Below are 18,799 nucleotides of genomic sequence, written 5' to 3' on the forward strand. Positions count from 1 at the left end.
CTCACCGGATCACAGATTCGCGGGCGCAATTGTCCGCTGTTGCTGCCGATTGGACCAACCGGTCAGCCGTCGCCTCGATCTCGGACACCACAAGATCGGGCGCGGCATATTGCACCATGTGGCCGACACCGGGCAGCACGATGAGCTTGGCGTTCGGCGCCGTTGCTGCAAGCGGCCGCGAATGAATGCCGGTCGAGACCGTCTTGTCGACGTCGCCCGCAATGATCGTGACCGACGCCTTGATCTCCGCATAGCGCGGCGCCTGCTCGACCACGGCGGCCTTCAGCGTGACGAGGTCGCGCGCATTGGCGATGAACTCGTGCGGGCGCAGCAGGAGCAACGTCGCGCTGTCGCGGACGAAATCGTCCGGCATCGGCTGCGGCGCGAACACGCCGCGCACGCCAGATGTCGTGACGAGATAACCGAGCGGCAAGGTGATCGTGTGCGCCAGCAACGGCCCGATCAGCGGCGTCGAGATCACATCGTTGTAGCGCCCGGCACCGCCACGCCAGGGATAGGCGACGGGGGCGAGCAGCACGAGGCCCGCGACGCGGTCCGGATGGTCGAGCACGATGCGCAGGGCGAGCGCGCCGGCCCAGGAATGCGCCACCACGATCGCCCGGTCGATACCGAGCCTCGTCAGCGCCTCCACGATCATCCGGCCCTGGATCGCCGGCGTCGAGTCCGCGACACGCGCGCGCGTGCTCCAGCCATGGCCCGGCCGGTCGATCAGGATCACCCGGCGCGTTTTCGCAATGCGGTCGCCGAGCGGCCGCATCGCGCGCAGGTTGGAGCTTGCGCCATGCAGCATCACGATCGGCGGCCCCGCTGCATCGCGCGGGCCGAGCTCGACCACATGCAGCCGCGCGCCGGCGACATCGACCATGCGGCCCCGAGGCGGAAAGGTCCTCTGAATGAGGATGACGCCGATTTGCGTCGCCAGGGCCAGCGCCAGCCCTGCGGCCGCCAGCGCAATGATCGCGGTCAACATCGAGGGGGTCCGAAGATCTTGAGAAGTTGAAGTGTCTTGGGCACCTGAAAATTACGACGAAGCCCAAGCCTGGTTTCGCGTCGATTTGCCCCCTGCCCGGGCATGCTCTTGTTCGGAAAGCCAATTGTCGATTTCCGGCTCGCGCCGGGGCGCGGAGTTGTCCACAATGCCCCCAGCCTGTGGATAGCGGGTTCATCCCACCGTCATTAGTAATTCCATAGATTGCCGGTGGCAATTTCGCCATCAGAGGCGAGGCTTCATCCAAACCGGGACGCACCCGGGATGCCTCTTGGCTTGTGCACTGAATCCACAGGAACCTGCGTCCGCACGACGAGTTCAACGGGAAGTAATCGGAGGAGTACCATGATTTCCGACCCTAGCGATGCGGCCATCGATCAGATCGTGGCGAGTTGCAATGGCGACCTGCGCGGCGCCCTGAAGGCACTGTTGCTCGTGAATGAGCACCTGGAGGCGGAGCTTCAGCAATTCTATGCTGCCGTGGCCGAGGACTGCGCGTCACGCGGCAAGTTCCTGCACTAGCCTGCCCTCCTGCGCCGGGCCATATCGCGAGCAAGCATCAAGCCCGCGAGCAATGTGCCCATTCGCGGCCATCGGCCCGCGATCGCGATCAATCGCACGCAATCAATTGAAGGCAATCAGATGTCGCGGCCTTCGACCTTCTCGGTCAGCTGCTTGACGATCTGCGGCACCTTCTCGAGGTAGGGATCGACCGCCAGCGCCTTGCGGAAAGCGTCCAGCGCGCGCTTGTCGTCGCCCATGTCCTGCATGATCATGCCGACGCCGGCCAGCGCGCCGAAATGGCGGGGCTCGCGGGTCAACACCTGCTGCAGGTCTCCCAGCGACCGGACGTAGTCGTTCTTGAGATAGTAGATCGTCGCGCGCCGGTTCCAGGCCTCGACATAGTCGGGCCGGAGCTTGATCACCGCGTCCAGAAGCTTCAGCGCCACATCGATATTCTGGGCATCGAGCGCAGCCTTGGCGCGCACCATCAGCAGCGCCGCGGTATCGCTCGGGGTTTGCAGCCACAGCGCCCAGATCCGCGCCTCGACGTGGCGGGCGCTATCCTCATCGGGCGCGGCCTTCAGCGCGCCGAACAGGAAATCCAGACCACGGGTGCGATCGGCCGGAACCTGCGGCAGCTTGGTCGGGGCTTCCGGCAGTTTCTTCTGGGCCTTCGGCGGCGGGATCACGCGCGGATCGTCCTGCGCGGCGGCCGCGACAGGCATGGCCAGAAGTGCTGCGATCACGATCGCCAGCCGGCGGTGGGTAGGCCCAAGGAAGTTGAATCCCATGACCCGAAGTCTAGACGCACAAAGCCGCGCTGCAAAGCAGCACGGCGTCAAAGACCTGTGAAAGCGATGTATTGGGATCGGCGCAATCAGCCGATCCGCGCTGGATCAACCCTGGCGCGCCTTGAAGCGGCGCTGGACCTTGTTGATCACGTAGACGCGGCCCTTGCGGCGGACCAGACGGTTGTTGCGATGGCGGCCGCGCAGCGACTTCAGCGAGTTACGGACCTTCATGGGACAATCCTGTTACTTCGAAAGGCCCGTGTTGGAGGCCGTACCTGATCAATGCCAATCGTCGGCAAAAAGCCAATAGTTGGCGAAATGGGATTATCCCGACAAGCGGCCTACCGCGCGGGACGGCCGGGTTCTAAGCCATCGGACCGTTAAATGTCAACCGAGATGGGCCGATTTTCGGCCATATCGAGGCCTGGAACCGGTGCCGGTCATCCCGCCACACCATTGAGATCACATCGGAAACGGCGACCGTCGCGATAATCCACGCCAAGGCCCGGTCGCGCCGCCGCGCCCTGATGGTGGCTTCCTGGCCGGTGAATCGTGCTCCCGAGGTGGCCTCGCCCCCACCAAGGACCGCTTCGCGGCCGCACTGAGCCCGCACCGCCAGCGCCTTCCGGCAATTCAGACCGCTTGCGAAAATTGTTATATCATATAATTATTTTCCATCACCAACAAACACGCCGCCGGGGAAGCCGAATGCCCAAGCTCAAACTGCCCGACATCGAAAAGGTCACAGCGATCGACATCCACACCCATGCCGAGGAGCCGTGCGGCATGCATGGCGACGATGGCTACGACGATTTCCAGGCGCAGATGGCCGACTATTTCAAGTCGCCGCACAAGCATCCGCCGACCGTGCCGGAGACCGCGGCCTATTACCGCGCCAAGAACATCGCCGCGGTGATCTTCCCGGTCGACGCCGAACGCGAGACCGGTTTCCGCCGCTACAAGAATGAGGAGATGCTGGAGATCGCCTCTGACCATCTCGACGTGCTGATCCCGTTCGTCTCGATCGATCCGCACAAGGGCAAGCTCGGCGTCCGCGAGGCGCGCAGGCTGATCGAGGAATACGGCGTCCGCGGCTTCAAATTCCATCCGACCATGCAGGGCTTCTACGCCAACGACCGCATGGCCTATCCGCTCTATGAGGCGATCAATGAGGGCGGCGCGATCGCGCTGTTCCACACCGGGCAGACCGGCGTCGGCTCCGGTATGCCGGGCGGCATGGGGATGCGCCTGAAATACTCCAACCCGATGTACATGGACGACGTCGCGGCCGATTTTCCCGACCTCAAGATCATCCTCGCGCATCCCTCCTTCCCCTGGCAGGAAGAGGCGCTGTCGGTCGCGACCCACAAGCCGAACGTCTATATCGACCTCTCGGGCTGGTCGCCGAAATATTTCCCGCCGATCCTGGTGCGCTACATCAACTCGATCCTGCAGGACAAGATGCTGTTCGGGTCCGACTGGCCTGTCATCACGCCGGACCGCTGGCTCGCCGACTTCGCAAAACTCGACATCCGCGAGGAGATCCGCCCCAAGGTCCTGAAGGCGAACGCGCGCAAGATTTTGGGGATCTAAGGGAGTATCATCGGCCGCACTCTTGCGGGGCGGCCGATGAACAACCGGGCCGGACTTGCCATCCTCTTCGCCGTGCTCCTGGTCGGGAGCGCGGGCGGCAAGCCTGCGGCGGCGGCCGAAGCGCCATCCGTGCTGGTCGAATTCGAAAGCCCGCTCAACAACGCGCAACCGTTGCAGGGCCTGTTGCGCCGGCCGGAGCGACCAGGCCTCCTGCCCGCGGTGGTGTTGCTGCACGGCTGCAGCGGGCAGTGGCGGGAACTCGACGAGCGTTGGGGCAAACGGCTCGCGGCCTGGGGCTATGTCACGCTCACCGTGGACCGGTTCGGTCCGCGCGGCATCAGCAACACCTGCACCGGTGATGCCCCGGCCGCAACAGTTCACGACGCCTATCGCGCGCTGAGCTTCCTGAGCCGGCAATCCCTGGTCGATCCAAGACGCATTGCCGTGATCGGCTTTTCGCAAGGCGGATGGCTCGCATTGCTCTCGGTCGAGCGCGGCGCGATCGAGGTCAACGCAACGGAAAAATTCCGCGCCGCCGTCGCCTTCTATCCGCGCTGCCTCGGCATCAAGGGCAACATGACCGTGCCGACCCTGATCATGGTCGGCGAACTCGACGACTGGACGCCCGCGAAAGAGTGCCGGAACCTGGCGGAAGGCCGCGACGATGACGGCATCTCCCGGCAGCAGGGCCTTGGCTATCCGATCGAGCTGATCGTCTATCCCGGCGCCCATCACGATTTTGACGAGCCACAATATCGCATACCGGGGCGGCTGCTCGGTCATCACCTCGAATTCAACGAGCAGGTCCGCGATCAGTCCATCGACGCTCTCAGGAAATTCCTGTATGCGACCATTGGCGGACAAGAGAAAACTCAATGACCATCAAAGCAATCGTCTTCGACGCCTACGGCACGCTCTACGACGTCCAGTCGGTGGCCGAAATCACCGAGGATGCGTTCCCCGGCTACGGCGACATCATCACCCAGGTCTGGCGCATCAAGCAGCTCGAATATTCCTGGCTGCGCACGCTGATGCGGCGCTATCAGGATTTCGCCACAGCGACCCGCGATTCCCTCGCCTACACGCTGCGCTGCCTCGGCCTGCAATATGACGAAGCGACCTTTGCGCGCATCATCGACAAGTATCAGCATCTTGCGCTGTATCCGGATGCCGTCGCCGCGCTCGAGGCGATGAAGGACAAGAAGCTCGCGATCCTCTCCAACGGCAGCCCTGACATGCTGAACGCGCTGGTGCGCAATTCCGGGCTCGACCGCCTGCTCGATGCGACCATCAGCGTCGATGCCCACAAGGTGTTCAAGCCGGCGCCCGAGGCCTACACGCTGATCGAGGAGGTGCTGAACGTGCCGCCCGCGGAGGTCCTGTTCATCTCCTCCAATCCGTGGGACGCCTGCGGCGCCAAGGCGTTTGGACTGAATGTCGCCTGGATCGAGCGGGTGACGCCGGAAGCGATGGCGCTGGCCTGCGTCGAGAGCGAGACGGTCGCCCCATTGACGATGTTCAAGGCCCTGCGTACCCAGATGGACGAGCTCGGCGTGGTGCCCGATCACCGGATCCACGGCCTCTCCGAACTTCCTGCCCTGGTGTCTGCAAGGTCCTGAACGTCATGAGTCTCGAGTCCGTCCGCGCCTTCTTCGCCGAGAAGGCGCCCGAAATCTCCGTGATCGAATCCGCTGTGAGCTCTGCGACCGTCGCGCTGGCGGCGGAGGCCTATGGCGTCGAGCCGGCGCGGATCGCCAAGACGCTGAGCCTGCGGGTCGGCGATCGCGTGGTGCTGATCGTCGCTGCCGGGACGTCGCGGATAGACAACAAGAAGGTGAAGGCGGCGTTCGGCGGCAAGCCGAAGATGCTCGGCCTCGACGAGGTCGCCGATATCACCGGTCACGAGGTCGGCGGCGTCTGCCCGTTCGGGCTGAAGACACCGCTGCCGGTGTATTGCGATGTGTCGTTGAAGGCGTTCGACGTCGTGGTGCCGGCCGCAGGCTCGACCCACAGCGCGGTACGCATCACGCCGGAGCGGATGGCCGAGCTGACCGCGGCCGAATGGGTCGATGTGTGCGAAGTCAGGTCTCAGGTAGAAGTTAGTCCGTAGGATTTTTGTTCTGACGCGTTTTCTTCACGCGAACCGGCATCGACTTCGCTTGAAAACGCTCTAATCCTCATCATCATCGGGCCGCGGCGGCGCAACCGGGGCCGGCTGCATCTGCGGCGGCGCGTGCGGTCGCTGTTGCATCTGCGGCTGAGGTACGCGTCCCTGGGTTTGCGCCTGTTGTTGCGCATTCGACTCGAACACCGCACGGCAGGAACTGCCAAGCAGTGCCGTATTCTGCCGCAGGCAGGCGACGATCCGGTTGGTATCGGGAATTTGATCGCTGCACAGCCGCATCACGTCGGGCGTGCACGCCATCTGCTGTTCCCAGGTGCCGCGATACTCCTGCGACAACGCAGGCGCGGAAGCGCCAAGGCCGCCGATCGCGATCGCTAAGCTCAGGACAATTCGCTCCGTCTGCATGCCCGTGCCTTTATTCAATGAGTTCGATTTCATCTGCGCACGCGGGTTCCGCGCGACGACTTGCTTCAAAAATGGCAAATGAATGCGGCCAAGGATCGTTCGTGCAGACAACTAAATGTGAAAGCGAATGAAACCGAGTTCCTTATTCGACTTCGCCGATCTTCTTCACAGCGCCGATCAAGCGCGCGCTGTCGTCTGCAACAAATTTTGAAAACTCCGGTGCGTCCGGATAAGCGACCGGACGCCCGCGGTGTCCAAGGCCCTGATCATCTCCGGCGCCTTCCGCAGCGCCGTCGCGGTCGACCTAGTCTCATCGCGCCTTAGCGCCGACGCGCCGCCTTGCGCGTCTTTCCAAACGAGCGCTTCTTCGCCGCGCCGCGCTTGGTTGCGACCTTCTTGCTGGCGGCGGCGCGGCGGACCGGGGCGGCCGCAGCCGGACGCTTGCGCGCCACGGCCTTCTTGACCGCCTTCCTGGCCGAACTCTTGGCCGCTTTCTTCGCCGCCTTCTTCGCTGCTTGCGGGCGCGCGCGCCGTGCCGTCGACGCACTCCGGCGACGTGCACCGCTTCCCCCGATCGGAACGATGTGATCGTCCGCATCGAGCGTGAGCTGCTGGAGCTGATATGCCGGCAGGAAGCTCGGATCGTTGTAGAGCTTGCTCAAACTGCCCTGATCGAACTTGCTGCCCTGCCCGCGATCCTCACCGGCGCCGGCGCGCCAGGCCGCCTCCCAGACCCGGGCCAGGGTCTTGGCACCGTCCTGCATGCAGGCCGCCGTGGCATCCTTCAGCTTCGACCACAGCACGTCGACCTGGCCGCTTCCCATATGCGAGTTGAACAGATTGACGATCGTCATCGGCGGCAGCCGCTTCACGGTTCGCTGCATCAGCGCGACCACGGCGACTGCAGCATCGCGGCCGGTGGGCGTGCCGCCCGCAACGATCTCCGCGACGTCGCTGGTGCGGGCGTCGGGGATCATCTTGATGAGATCCTTGCCGTGGCGGCCGATCATCGTGGTCTCGTACACGCTGTGCACCTTGGCGTGCGACTTGTCGTTCGGATCGAGGCCATGGTGGAATTGCGAGATGTGCAGCGGCTGGCAGGCATCGCCGATGTAATGGGCGACGATTCCCGCGGCACAGACGAATTCCAGCTTCTTGTTGGCGGCAGCATATTCGACCATCTCGTCGAAGATCTGCCAGACCCGGAACGGCAACGCGCCGCGCCTGTCCTCGCCGATCCCGTCGTAGTAGTCGTTCCAGACCTTTGGATCGACGTTGCGCGTCGACTCGGCGCACAGATCCAGCAGCGTCTTGCCGTCCTTGCCCGGCTTGTCCATGTCGGCGAAATGGTTGCTCTCGTCGGTGTGCCGGGTGAAGCGCCAGACCAGGTCGGCAACGTCGGCCAGCGGCGCGAATGCGCCGCGCTGGTATGGCTTGAGATCGGAAAGCAGCTTGTCGTCGAGGCCGATATTGTCGGAATTGGCGTCCATCATGGCCGAGAGCTTGGGCAGCTTCGCATCGATCAGGCCGGTCGCGTAGGCGCCGATCTTGACGTGTCCCCATTCGCCCCAATACTCGGTGTGGCCGGCGTTCCAGTCGCCAATAAGCTCGACATCGAGCTCGCGGCACAGCGTCGCCATGCAGATGCCGAGCGCGACCTGCATCGGAATCTTGCCGCCTGATCCGAACAATTCCTGGCCACCCCATTCCAGCGCCAGCGGACTGAGGATGCGTGCGCCGCCGGCGTTCTTCTTCGCGTCCGGATCGTCGAGAAACCAGACCGTGCCGGAATCGCCGGGATAGTTGTTGAGCGGCGTGTCGCTATCGCGAGGACCGATCACGAAATCGCTGACATATTCCATGCCGCCGACGGTCTTGTAGCGATAGAAAAGTCCGATGATCTTGCCCTTCATCAATCCGCTGGTCGCACCGAACGCGATCAGCGGCTGGTTGATGATATCGAGGCGGAAGGTGCCGACATTGAGATCGACGACGTCGCCGACCTGGCCGACACCGTAGACCTGCGCGGTCCATCCCTTGACGTCGTCGACGCGGATCAATCCGGCATCGAGATTGGCCACCACGCGCGCGCCGGGCCAGCCGGGATAGACGTCGCTGAAGGCGCGCTTGCCAAGTTGCAGAGCATCGCTGACGCCAAGACGCCGCTCCGTGTTCTTGAAGCCGGCGAAGATTTCGCGCCCGGCTGCGCCGACCACGTGGCGGTTGGAGAGTGCAAACACGGTCTCGCCATTGGTGACGAGACAGCCGATCGAGCCGCGATGGATCTTGCCCTGGATCATGGTCTGGACCGGAAAGCCGCCGCCGACCAGATCGCTCTTGAACACCGGCGGATCGACGACGCCGGGGCTTTCCTCATTCGGATCGACTTTGACGACGCAAGTGGGCACGACGCGCCCATCCGGCAGATACAGGAACGGAGGCACCAGCTGGTCCTGCTTCTCCGGGTGGTTCTTCAGCTCGGAGCGCTTCATCCAGTCCCGCACGAAGACGAGGATGCAGGGCCACGACCAGTCCTTGACCGACGAATTGAACAGCGTCCGCGGTCCGAGCGCCTGCGGCTTGGAATGGTGCCGCCGTTCGGTCGCGTTGCGGTCGGTATCCCGGATCAGATAGCGGCCGATCGCCGTAGCGTAGACCGATTGCAGATGGGCCAGATGTACGTGATAGGCCTCGCGGGCATCGAGCAGATCCTTCACCGACAATGACGTGAAATCGTGCTTGGTCAGATCAATCATCTGGTTCCTCCGAAAATGCGCTTGGCGGCAACAGGTTCAGGACACAGAAATAGACGATCGCGGCAGCCCACGATCATGGGTTAGTTCACACAACTTATACAATTTAAAAGGGATGACACGAATGTGACGGGTCACGCGGCCTTCAGCCTGCGTATGTGGATTCGATACTTCCGGTGAGCGCTGCCCTTTACTTCCGCTGGGTACGGTCTTTGGCGAAATGGCTGGCGAGGAAATCCGCCAGCACCTCGACGCGAGCGGGCCGCGGGCCGCCGGGCGGCGTGACGAGATGCACGGCGCCCTCCGGCTGCTTCCAGCCTTTCAGGATCACCTCGACCTCGCCGCGTGCGATCGCGTCGCCGACGATGAAGTCGGGCAGATCGGCGATGCCGAGACCGGCGAGCAGCGCGGGCATCACGGCCTCGCCATTGTTGACGCGCAACTGGCCGGCGGGACGCACGCTCGCCTGCTCCCCTGACGCGTTGGTGTAGTGCCAGACGCCCTGGGTTGAGAGATAGGCGTAGCCGAAGCATTTGTGCTCGGCGAGGTGCATCGGATGGGTCGGCCGGCCGTGGCGCTTCAAATAGGACGGCGCCGCCACCGTGTAGCGCGGCATGCCGCACAGCCGCCGCGCGATCAGCGAGGAATCCGGCAGCCGCGCGATGCGCAGGCCGGCATCAAATCCTTCGCCGATCAGATCGACGGTCGCGTCGCTCAGGTGCAGATCGATCGCGACTTCCGGATACGCCTCCATGAATTCCGGCAGCAGCGGCGCCACGGTCTTGATGCCGAAGCTCATCGGGACGGCGAGCCGCACCAGGCCGCGCGGCGTGGTCGATTGCGCCAGCGCCTCGTTCTCGGCCGCCTCGCCATCGGCCAGCAGCCGCGCGGCGCGCTCCGATAGTTTTTGGCCGGCATCGGTCAGCGCCAGCCGCCGCGAGGTGCGGTTGAACAGCCGCGCGCCGAGCCGCTCCTCCAGCCGGCTGACCGCCTTCGAGACCGTCGCCTTGGACAGCGAGAGCTCGGTCGCGGCCGCCGCAAACGACCGTAATTCCACGACTTTTGCGAAGATCGCGAGCGCCTCGAAGTCCGGCAGTTTCGACATGGCAGCTGTCCCGATCGCTCAATTTGGAAACAATGAGTTTCAATAGTTTCTATTTCTATACCACAGCCGGAGGCATATCCAAGGGTCAACGAGATCGAAACCAACCTATCAAACGGAGCAACGCATGATCGAACTCAGACCATTCGCAGAGCTTGGCGGTGCCGACCACGGCTGGCTCAAGGCCAAGCACCACTTCTCGTTCGCGAGCTACTACGATCCCGCCAACGTCAGCCACGGCGCACTGCGCGTGTGGAACGACGACGAGATCGCGCCGAACTCCGGCTTCCCGGCGCATCCGCACGCCAACATGGAGATCATCACCTATGTTCGCGAAGGCGCGATCACGCACCAGGACTCGCTCGGCAACAAGGGACGCACTGAGGCCGGCGACGTGCAGGTGATGAGCGCCGGCAGCGGCATCCGCCACTCCGAGTACAATCTGGAGCCGTCCAAGACCAAGATCTTCCAGATCTGGATCGAGCCGACGACGAAGGGCGGTCACCGAACCTGGGGCTCGAAGCCATTCCCGAAGGCGGACCGCTCGGGCAAGCTCGTCACCATCGCCTCCGGCATCGACGGCGACAACGACGCGCTGCCGATCCGCGCCGATGCGCGGGTGCTCGCCACCACGCTGAAGGCCGGCGAGAGCGCGGAATACGCCGCCGACAAGGCCCGTCACCTCTATCTGGTGCCGGCGGCCGGCAGCATCGAGGTCAACGGCGTGCGCGTCAATGCGCGCGACGGCGCCGCGATCCGCGATGAGGCCAAGCTGAAGATCACCGCGCTCGAGGATGCCGAGCTCGTGCTGGTCGACGCGGCCTGATCACCACTCACCCTGCATGCGCGGACCGACGTCCGCGCATGCCCCTCCCCCAACCAACTCCCCTAACCTCACGCCCCAAAGGAGGCCATCATGGCCAAGGTTCTCGTTCTCTATTACTCCGCCTACGGTCACATCGAAGCGATGGCGAATGCCGTTGCGGAAGGCGCGCGCGAAGCCGGCGCCACCGTCGACATCAAGCGCGTGCCCGAGCTCGTGCCGGCCGAAGTCGCGAAGGCCTCGTACTACAAGCTCGACCAGCCCGCGCCGGTCGCCAAGATCGACGACCTCGCCAACTACGACGCGATCATCGTCGGCACCGGCACCCGGTTCGGCCGCATGGCCTCGCAGATGGCCAATTTCCTCGACCAGGCCGGCGGGCTCTGGGCTCGGGGCGCGCTGAACGGCAAGGTCGGCGGCGCCTTCACCTCGAGCGCGACCCAGCATGGCGGCCAGGAGACCACGCTGTTCTCGATCATCACCAACCTGCTGCATTTCGGCATGACGGTGATCGGACTGAACTACGGTTTTGCAGGACAAATGAAGCTCGACGAAGTCACCGGCGGCGCGCCCTACGGCGCCACCACGATCACCGGCGGCGACGGCAGCCGCCAGCCCAGCGAGAACGAACTCGCCGGCGCACGCTACCAGGGCCGCGCGATCGCGGAAGCCGCCAAGAAACTACACGGCTAAGCTGCATGGCTGGGTTCCACGCCCGGCTGGACATGCGCGATAGGGCGGCACTCGGTGACGATTGCCGCCCTCGCTACTGCAACGGTTTCCGAGGTCATCGGGACCATTTTCGTGATATGCCGCAAGGCTCCTTGTCGGCACAGCCCTGAGGTTTGCCATGACCAACGCACCGAAGACCCGCTGGCCGGAACTGCCGACCGCGGCGTGGCGCGACAGCTGCGCCACGCTTCAGCTCTTCACCCAAATCGCCGGCAAGATCCGGCTGGCGAAGTCGCCCTGGCTCAATCACTCCTGGCACGTCACGCTCTATGTCACGGCGCGCGGACTGACGACCTCGCCGATCCCGGATGGCGACCGCACGTTCCAGATCGACTTCGATTTCATCGATCATTTGCTGCGCATCTCGACCAGCGACGGCACCGAGCGGCAATTCGCGCTGGCCGGGCAATCGGTCGCGAGCTTCTACGCGGGGATCGTGGCGAACCTGAGCGAGCTCGGCGTCGACGTCGTCATCGACGAGACGCCGAACGAAATCCCCGACCCGACCCGGTTTTCGCAGGACACGCAACATGCCGCCTACGATGCGGACGCTGTGCGCCGCTTTTACCAGATCCTCGTGAACTGCGACCGCGTATTCAAGCAATTCCGGACCGGCTTTCTCGGCAAGGCGAGCCCGGTGCATTTTTTCTGGGGCAGCTTCGATCTCGCGGTGACGCGTTTCTCGGGCAGGACGGCACCGCGGCACCCCGGCGGCGTGCCGCATTTGCCCGATGAGGTGGCGCACGAAGCCTATTCGCACGAGGTCAGCAGCGCCGGCTTCTGGCCGGGCGGCGGCGCGATCGACTATCCTGCTTTCTATTCCTATGCCTACCCGGAACCCGCGGGCTATCGCAGCACGCCGGTGCGACCTGATGCTGCATTCTTCAGCGAGGCGCTCGGCGAATTCATCCTGCCCTACGACGCCGTGCGTATGGCTCCGGACCCGGACAAGGCGCTGCTCGCGTTCCTGCAATCAAGCTATGAGGCAGCGGCCATCAATGCGAACTGGGACCGTGCTGCGCTGGAGTGCGCACCGGGCCAGCCGGGCGTGGTCAGAGGGGTCTAACGCCGGCGCGCCGTACAAACGGCTCAGTCATCTTCGCGCGAGGGGGGCGACTTGCCGAGCGCCAGCTTCAGCCGCGCGGTCAGCTCCGGATAATGACGCAGCGCCAGCACGGCGCGGTCGCGCAGCGCGTGGGGTTGTCCGCGCCAGCTCAAGGGTGCGCCGAGATCGACCAGCGGCGTACGCTGCGGTCCGAACCGCCGCTTGTAGCTGTAATTGCCGATCGAGAAATCGAATTCCCGCACACCGTCCTTGTGCAGCGCTGCGATTGTGCGATCGATGATCAACCGGCCCGGCGAACAGGTCGACCATTTCTCGCCCGCATTGCTGATGCGGATCATGACGTAACGCGAGCCGGTGCGGATGCCGAGCAGCGTCGCCACCACTTCGTCGTGGGTTACAAGTGCGGTCATCACGGCATAGCCGCGACTGGTGCCTTCGCGCACGAGATCGCGATAGAAGGCGGTGCAGTCCGCATTGTCGAGTACGTAATTGAGTCCAAGACCATTCAGCCGCGCGCCCTGCTGCATTTCCGTGGTGGACAGAAGGTCGAGTGCCTCGTCGGTATCCGTGGCAACCCTGAACGCCGCGGACGGCTCGCGCGTGAACACGCGCCAGCTCCGCCCCAATTCCTTGCGGACCTTGCGGTCCAACTCGTAGCGCCAGGCATTGTGGTCGTCGCCGATGGTCAAGAGATTGCCGTTGACGACCGATGGTCCGACGCCATCGAGCAGCGCCAGCGGGTTGGGTCGCGTCGCGAGCTTGACCGGCATCTTGCGAAACCGGATGAGATCGGCCCCGCCGTGCGCCTTGCGCAGCGCGGCCTGCAAATCCCGCCAGAACTGCCATGCGGCGACGTCGTCGCGCGGCGCGGCGGGGCCGAGGATCGGCGCGTTGAAATCGGTGAGGTTGAGGTCGGCGAATTCGACGATGCGCAGGCTTCCTTGCCGGTGACAGATCAGCGGCAGCAGCGCCGCCCGCTCACCGGTCGCGGCATCGCTGACAAGGGCGATCAGCGGCTCGACGCCGTCGGTCGACGCGAAGGCGCGGTACCATGATGCATACCATTGCGGATGCTGGAACGCCGTGAGCGGCTCGAACATCCCCCAGCGGGCGGCCGCCTGCGCCCAATCGGAAACCAATTCGACGCGATAGCCGACCGCATAGGAAGCGACCCGCGCCCCGAATCTCTCAACCGCTGTCGTCAAGACCGTCATTCCAGCACCTGCTACCGGCAAGCTCGCTTACGCCGCTTCCAACGCCGCCTTGGGTGGGTCCTTGGCCGAGTCCTTGGGCAGGTCGACGATCTTGCCGAGATCGCTCTCGTCGAGGCGGAAGTCGATCGTGCGCCGCACCGCGCGTTCGCGCTTCACCCACTTGCCGTCGCGCAGCAGCTTCTGCATCACCTGCTTGGCGAAGAAGGTCGGGCCGCGGATGCTACGGCTGCGAGGCGTGTAGCCGAAGCGATGACGCAACATGCCGTTGGCGAGATGCAGGATCTGGGCGCGGCGGATGTCGTCGTTGACATAGGAGATCGTCATCGAGATGTTGACGGTATCGAGGTTCTCGACACGGTGCGGCGCATTGAGCGGCCAGTTCAGCATCTGGCCCGGTTCGAGATCGATCACCTGCGCATGCCAGTCGTACCAGGGCTCGTAGGGGATATCGACCTCGACGTCGAACAGCGCGATGTTCTCGAGATGCTCGGGCCGGATGAACGGCTGCGTGCTGGGATAGATGTAGACCCGCTTGCGGCCGGCGATCTGGACCAGGCCCTGCCCCGGCAAATCGGCGTGGTAGTAGACCTGCGCATCAGGCGACGAGATGAGGATACCGGCCTGATGGGTCGGCGCATCGAAGCCGGGAACCTTGGCCGCGATCTCGCCGAACATCCGCTCGATCATGTCGCGGTAGCGGCGATCGATCGCGGTGACGTTGCGCAGGTTCAGCCACAGGCCGCCGCGCGAAATCGCCTCGATCACCTGATGGCCGCGCAACCTGCCGATCTCGCCCTCGCGCCAGACCCGGCTCGATCCCTTGGCGCCAGTCTTGACCAGGCTGTAATGCTCGCGCGGATAGTGCTCGATCAGCTTGGCGAGATCGTCCATCGAGAACGCCGGCTGCTTGTGCATGGTGTGCTCGAGCCGGATCGGCTGATGGCTCCAGAGCCTGGAATGGTCGTCATCCCAATTCGTGAAGATCTTGCCCGTCGTCATGGTCGCGCTCCTGGCTGCGCCGTTTCGCTTGATCCGATGTCCCGTTCCGGGACGAGCTGGCAGCTCTTGAGCAGGGATTGGCAAGAACGGTGCCGTCGCGTATGCGCGCGGGGTTACACAACGCTAATGTCTCGCCGATATGGCTAACCGCGACGTTTCCGGAGCCGGCCGCCGTGGCCGACAGGACTGAATGACTGAACCACCCCGATATCGCGCGCTGTTTCTCGGCGCCGGGCCGCAGATGCACTGCGGCGTCGGGCAGTTCACCCGCCTGCTGCAGGAGACGCTCGACAAGATCGAGCCCGGCGCCAGCACGGCGTTAACCCTGACCCAGACCGACGGCACCATCGCCGAGACCTGGCGCGCGGTCGGCAGCGCCGACAGCGTGGTCTGCAACTTCCCGATCGTGGCCTGGAAGCGCGTGATTGCACGCCCGCTGCTCGCGCTGCTGTTTGCCCGGCTGCGGCGTCGCAAGGTTGTCTTGATTCAGCACGAATGGGCCGGCCTCAACGGCATCCGCCGGCTGACCTATATCCCCGCTTTGTGGCTCGCCAACACCATCGTGATGTTCTCGCCGCTGGTGCGCCGCGAGCTCGCCGACGATCGCATCATGCGCGGCATGGTGCGGAAATGCGTGCTGGCGCCGCTGCCGCCGAACATCGCCGCGCCCGCCGGCTTTTCGGATTCGATGCTGCTGCAGCGGCTCGTTGCGGCACGCAGCAAAGGCCAGCTCATCGTCGGGCATTTCGGCTCGATCTATCCCGGCAAGCAGCCGAACGGGCTGCTCGAGATCGGTGCGATCCTGAAGCAGCGGGGCCTGGAGCCCTTGATCGTCTATGTCGGCTCCTTCATCCGCGGCACCGACAACATCGAGCAGAAGTTCTACGCCCGCGTCGCCGAGCTGGGGTTGAAGGGCGACGTGATCGTCTCCGGCTATGTCGCGTCCGATCACGAGGTGTTCGGCCTGCTCGGCGAGATCGACGTGTTCTGCTACTCGCTGGCCGAGGGCCTGACCGCGCGGCGCTCCAGTATCCTGGCCTGTGTGCAGTCGGGCCGGCCGCTGATCGTCACCGGCCCGGCGCTGCCGGACGAATTCGACCACCATCCGCGCTTCAAGGAATTGATCGATCGCGGCGCCATCCTGCTGGTGCCGCGCGACGCCGACAGTGCGGCCTATGCCGACCGGATCGTCACGGCGCTGAAGCGGCCGACCGTGCCCGTGCCGTTCGATTTCGACGGCTGGTGGACGGACGTTGCCAACGCGGTCCGCGCGCAGCTCTAGATCTCGTTGCGCGTCCGGAACCGGGCCAGATAATGCAGCCCGAATACCGCGATCAGGAACGTCACCCAGATCGTGTCGGCGCGATCGAGGAAGAAGCTCTCCATCGACGACAAATAGAGCCCAAACAGCCAGATGCGCAGGAACAGCATCGTCAGCGGGGCATCATTGCCGCCGCCATCGGCAGCCTGGAAGTCGCGCAACGGCTTGACGACAACAGCCGCGATCAGCAGCACGAGACCCGGCAGACCGGTCCCGAGCGCGGTATCGAGATAGCCATTGTGGCTATGCGAGGCGTAGCCCGCCCACTCCTTGCCTTCCTGCAGGTTCTGGATCGCGCTGGTGCCCCAGAACGACTCGAAGCCGTAGCCGGTCCATAGCCGCTGATGCAGCGATTCCAGCGCGAAGGCCCAGATGTCGGCGCGGCCGGTGAACGACGTATCGATCGGCATCCGGTCGGCGATCGCGGCGAGCGTATCGCTCATCACGGTGCCGACGCTGAACAGATTGAGCAGCAGCAGCGGCGTCAGCAGCAGCAGCGCACGGCCCCACAGCGAGCGGATCATCGGCATCAGCGCGGTCAGCATCAGCACGGCGACACAGAGCACGATCGCGCTCTTGCCGGCGGTGAAGAACAGGAATACCGCGGCGAGGGTGGTCACGGCGATACCCGAAAGCGAGCCGCCGGCCCGCATCAGATAGATGCCAAGGAAGATCAGCATCGCCATCATCGCGGCCGCGACGTTCTTGTGGCCGAACGCGCCGCGCCAGTTGCCGGCAAGCGCCGGCTCCTGCGGATCGGTGGCCTGATGGATCGACAGATGCGGCGTCAGGAAGACGCCGAGATAACACGTCACGAGCAGGACCAGCGCGGCGATGCCGAACCAGCGCATCAATTCGCCCCGCGATTTCGGCAGCAGCAGCAGCGTCGCGGTCACCACGATGACGAACACCGACAACGCCAGACGGCGCAGCGAAGTGGCGGGATCAGACGACAGCACGACGGTGACGCAAATCCAGCCGCCGAACAGCAGGAAGGCCGGCGTCAGCAATGATTTCAGCGCCGGCAGATTGTCGCGCAAGGTCAGCGCCAGCATCGCGACCATCAGCACGCCGAACAGCGCGTAAAGCACCGCATCCTTGCCGGTGACCACGTCGCCGACATAGAAGCCGCTCAGATCCGCGAACGGCCGCAGCGAAATCCAGACCAGCAGGAGGATGCCGACAAAGAATGCGCCGCGGACGATGTCCATCACCGGCCGGCGCGCAATGTCGGCGATCAACGCCCGGCTTTCCGCGGTGACGGACAACTCACTCACGACGCGATCTTGGAGGCCGCATAGGGCTGCGGCTCGATGCCGAGCACGGCAAGCGCGCTGCCGACCGCGACCACCATCGGATGCATCGCAATCACCGCCTGTTGCTCGCGCAGCACGATGTGCGTGAAACGATACAGCGAGAACGGCACCAGGCCGAACATCTTGGCCTTAACCGCCGCGCGTGACCACATTGTCTGCGCCGCCTTGCGCTCGATGTGATAGTTGATCGCGCCGATCCGCAATCCGCGCCGCACGATCCAGCCGAGATTGGTCCGGGTCGAGGGAACGGTCTCGCTGATGGCGGCGTCCGTGACCCAGAAGAAGCGAAAGCCGGCGCGGCGCGCCCGCGCGAAGAAATCGTGGTCGCCGCCGCCGAGGAAGTTGAAACGCAGGTCAAAGGCGGGCTGTCCGAGCTTGTCGAACACCGCGCGCCGGATCAGGCAGTTGCCGCAGCCATAGATCACCGGAACCGGACCGCTGGCGTGATAGGCCGGCGCAAACGCTGGATGGCGCTTGAGGCCTCCCTTGTGCTTGTCGTCGAAATTCGGCCACACCGGGCCGCCGACGATCTCGGCGCCGGAACTCTCGGCCGCCTGCAGCATCCGCTCCAGCCAATCGGGCGAGGCAACCTCGTCGTCGTCGATCATCAGGAAGTTCTGCGCGTTCGGAAACGTCTCGAGTGCGGTCTCGAATGCCGCGTTGATCGCCTGACAATTGCCCTGCCGCGGCTCGACGATGCAGACGCCGCGAAGCTTGCCGGAATTGAGAAACTCGGCCGCAACCGGCGCGCTCTCGCACCGCGCGGCATCGTTCTCGACCACAACGATCGCAAAGCTGCGCTCGGTGCGCTGCGCCACAATGGACTCCAGCGTCAGCCGCAGGTGCTTCGGCCTCCGGAAGCTCGGGATGCAGACGACGGTCTCAATGGAGCAATCGAGCGCGGGCGAGATGGTTACCCAGGCGCGGTCAGCTACAGCAAGCTCGGTCGACATCTTCATGCCCTCCTGGCAATCGCGATCCGCACCACGCATCATCCCGGCACGGATCGGAATGGGACATGGCCGTCCCAAAGTGACCGGCGCGGG

19 protein-coding genes and 1 pseudogene are annotated in these 18,799 nt (G+C 64.4%); 9 read left to right on the forward strand and 11 right to left on the reverse strand.

From position 1 onward, the window contains the following. Position 1: 1 nt before the first annotated feature. Positions 2-991: an alpha/beta fold hydrolase gene (locus ACE103_RS36670; protein WP_375776971.1), complete on the reverse strand. Its 990-nt coding sequence runs from the start codon at positions 989-991 to the stop codon at positions 2-4. A 363-nt stretch (positions 992-1,354) separates the two neighbouring features. Here ACE103_RS36670 and ACE103_RS36675 point away from each other — a divergent pair, with 363 nt between their 5' ends. Further along, the gene (locus ACE103_RS36675) at positions 1,355-1,531 is read left to right on the forward strand and encodes a hypothetical protein (RefSeq protein ID WP_165126306.1); all 177 of its coding nucleotides are present in this window, start codon (positions 1,355-1,357) and stop codon (positions 1,529-1,531) included. 116 nt (positions 1,532-1,647) lie between these two features. Here ACE103_RS36675 and ACE103_RS36680 read toward each other — a convergent pair whose 3' ends face one another. Both ACE103_RS36680 and ykgO read right to left on the reverse strand, forming a co-directional pair. Then, the gene (locus tag ACE103_RS36680; RefSeq protein WP_223967101.1) at positions 1,648-2,304 is read right to left on the reverse strand and encodes a tetratricopeptide repeat protein; all 657 of its coding nucleotides are present in this window, start codon (positions 2,302-2,304) and stop codon (positions 1,648-1,650) included. Between the two features lie 105 nt (positions 2,305-2,409). Further along, the gene (gene ykgO, locus ACE103_RS36685; RefSeq protein WP_002718645.1) at positions 2,410-2,535 is read right to left on the reverse strand and encodes a type B 50S ribosomal protein L36; all 126 of its coding nucleotides are present in this window, start codon (positions 2,533-2,535) and stop codon (positions 2,410-2,412) included. Positions 2,536-3,012: 477 nt separating this feature from the next. Here ykgO and ACE103_RS36690 point away from each other — a divergent pair, with 477 nt between their 5' ends. Genes ACE103_RS36690 through ACE103_RS36705 form a run of 4 tightly spaced genes read left to right on the forward strand, consistent with a single transcriptional unit; the run spans position 3,013 to position 6,007 of the window. Next, positions 3,013-3,897: an amidohydrolase family protein gene (locus tag ACE103_RS36690; protein WP_375776972.1), complete on the forward strand. Its 885-nt coding sequence runs from the start codon at positions 3,013-3,015 to the stop codon at positions 3,895-3,897. A 36-nt stretch (positions 3,898-3,933) separates the two neighbouring features. After that, positions 3,934-4,776, forward strand: coding sequence for a dienelactone hydrolase family protein (locus tag ACE103_RS36695; protein ID WP_375776973.1), 843 nt, complete (start codon positions 3,934-3,936; stop codon positions 4,774-4,776). Continuing rightward, positions 4,773-5,516: a haloacid dehalogenase type II gene (locus ACE103_RS36700; protein WP_375776974.1), complete on the forward strand. Its 744-nt coding sequence runs from the start codon at positions 4,773-4,775 to the stop codon at positions 5,514-5,516. The genes ACE103_RS36695 and ACE103_RS36700 overlap by 4 nt, the downstream gene beginning before the upstream one ends. A 5-nt stretch (positions 5,517-5,521) precedes the next feature. After that, on the forward strand, positions 5,522-6,007 hold the full coding sequence (locus tag ACE103_RS36705) for a YbaK/EbsC family protein (protein WP_375776975.1): 486 nt from the start codon (positions 5,522-5,524) through the stop codon (positions 6,005-6,007). 60 nt (positions 6,008-6,067) lie between these two features. On the opposite strand, the gene ACE103_RS36710 is transcribed toward ACE103_RS36705, so the two are convergent. The 4 genes and pseudogenes from ACE103_RS36710 to ACE103_RS36725 form a co-directional block, all read right to left on the reverse strand. Next, positions 6,068-6,460: a hypothetical protein gene (locus tag ACE103_RS36710; protein ID WP_375776976.1), complete on the reverse strand. Its 393-nt coding sequence runs from the start codon at positions 6,458-6,460 to the stop codon at positions 6,068-6,070. Between the two features lie 109 nt (positions 6,461-6,569). Then, positions 6,570-6,673, reverse strand: a pseudogene (locus ACE103_RS36715) (tripartite tricarboxylate transporter substrate binding protein); the annotation flags it as partial. Between the two features lie 74 nt (positions 6,674-6,747). Next, the gene (locus ACE103_RS36720) at positions 6,748-9,183 is read right to left on the reverse strand and encodes a hypothetical protein (protein ID WP_375776977.1); all 2,436 of its coding nucleotides are present in this window, start codon (positions 9,181-9,183) and stop codon (positions 6,748-6,750) included. Positions 9,184-9,370: 187 nt separating this feature from the next. Continuing rightward, positions 9,371-10,285 carry a LysR family transcriptional regulator gene (locus tag ACE103_RS36725; RefSeq protein WP_375776978.1) on the reverse strand — a complete coding sequence of 305 codons (915 nt, stop codon included), beginning with the start codon at positions 10,283-10,285 and terminating at the stop codon, positions 9,371-9,373. Between the two features lie 124 nt (positions 10,286-10,409). Here ACE103_RS36725 and ACE103_RS36730 point away from each other — a divergent pair, with 124 nt between their 5' ends. The 3 genes from ACE103_RS36730 to ACE103_RS36740 all read left to right on the forward strand — a co-directional run bounded on the left by ACE103_RS36730 (position 10,410) and on the right by ACE103_RS36740 (position 12,903). Next, a complete protein-coding gene (locus tag ACE103_RS36730) occupies positions 10,410-11,108 on the forward strand; it encodes a pirin family protein (RefSeq protein WP_375776979.1) in 699 nt (232 codons plus the stop codon). Positions 11,109-11,198: 90 nt separating this feature from the next. Further along, positions 11,199-11,798, forward strand: a complete 600-nt coding sequence (wrbA, locus tag ACE103_RS36735; RefSeq protein WP_375776980.1) for an NAD(P)H:quinone oxidoreductase — start codon at positions 11,199-11,201, stop codon at positions 11,796-11,798. A gap of 157 nt (positions 11,799-11,955) precedes the next feature. Further along, positions 11,956-12,903, forward strand: a complete 948-nt coding sequence (locus ACE103_RS36740; protein WP_375776981.1) for a DUF5996 family protein — start codon at positions 11,956-11,958, stop codon at positions 12,901-12,903. A 23-nt stretch (positions 12,904-12,926) separates the two neighbouring features. Here the strand turns inward: ACE103_RS36740 and ACE103_RS36745 are convergent, their stop codons facing one another. Beyond that, the gene (locus ACE103_RS36745) at positions 12,927-14,108 is read right to left on the reverse strand and encodes a GNAT family N-acetyltransferase (RefSeq protein WP_375776982.1); all 1,182 of its coding nucleotides are present in this window, start codon (positions 14,106-14,108) and stop codon (positions 12,927-12,929) included. 36 nt (positions 14,109-14,144) lie between these two features. Further along, positions 14,145-15,116: a cupin-like domain-containing protein gene (locus tag ACE103_RS36750; RefSeq protein ID WP_375776983.1), complete on the reverse strand. Its 972-nt coding sequence runs from the start codon at positions 15,114-15,116 to the stop codon at positions 14,145-14,147. Positions 15,117-15,306: 190 nt separating this feature from the next. On the opposite strand from ACE103_RS36750, the gene ACE103_RS36755 reads away from it, so the two are divergent. Beyond that, positions 15,307-16,398 (forward strand): hypothetical protein, encoded by a 1,092-nt coding sequence (locus tag ACE103_RS36755; protein WP_375776984.1) that lies wholly within the window; start codon positions 15,307-15,309, stop codon positions 16,396-16,398. Here the strand turns inward: ACE103_RS36755 and ACE103_RS36760 are convergent. Both ACE103_RS36760 and ACE103_RS36765 read right to left on the reverse strand, forming a co-directional pair. Beyond that, entirely contained in the window at positions 16,395-17,714 is a 1,320-nt protein-coding gene (locus tag ACE103_RS36760; RefSeq protein ID WP_375776985.1) for an O-antigen ligase family protein, read from the reverse strand. The genes ACE103_RS36755 and ACE103_RS36760 overlap by 4 nt on opposite strands. Beyond that, entirely contained in the window at positions 17,711-18,712 is a 1,002-nt protein-coding gene (locus ACE103_RS36765) for a glycosyltransferase family 2 protein (RefSeq protein WP_375776986.1), read from the reverse strand. The genes ACE103_RS36760 and ACE103_RS36765 overlap by 4 nt, the downstream gene beginning before the upstream one ends. Positions 18,713-18,799: the final 87 nt, after the last annotated feature.

It is taken from the genome of Bradyrhizobium sp. ma5 (assembly GCF_042258955.1).
Lineage (GTDB): Bacteria > Pseudomonadota > Alphaproteobacteria > Rhizobiales > Xanthobacteraceae > Bradyrhizobium.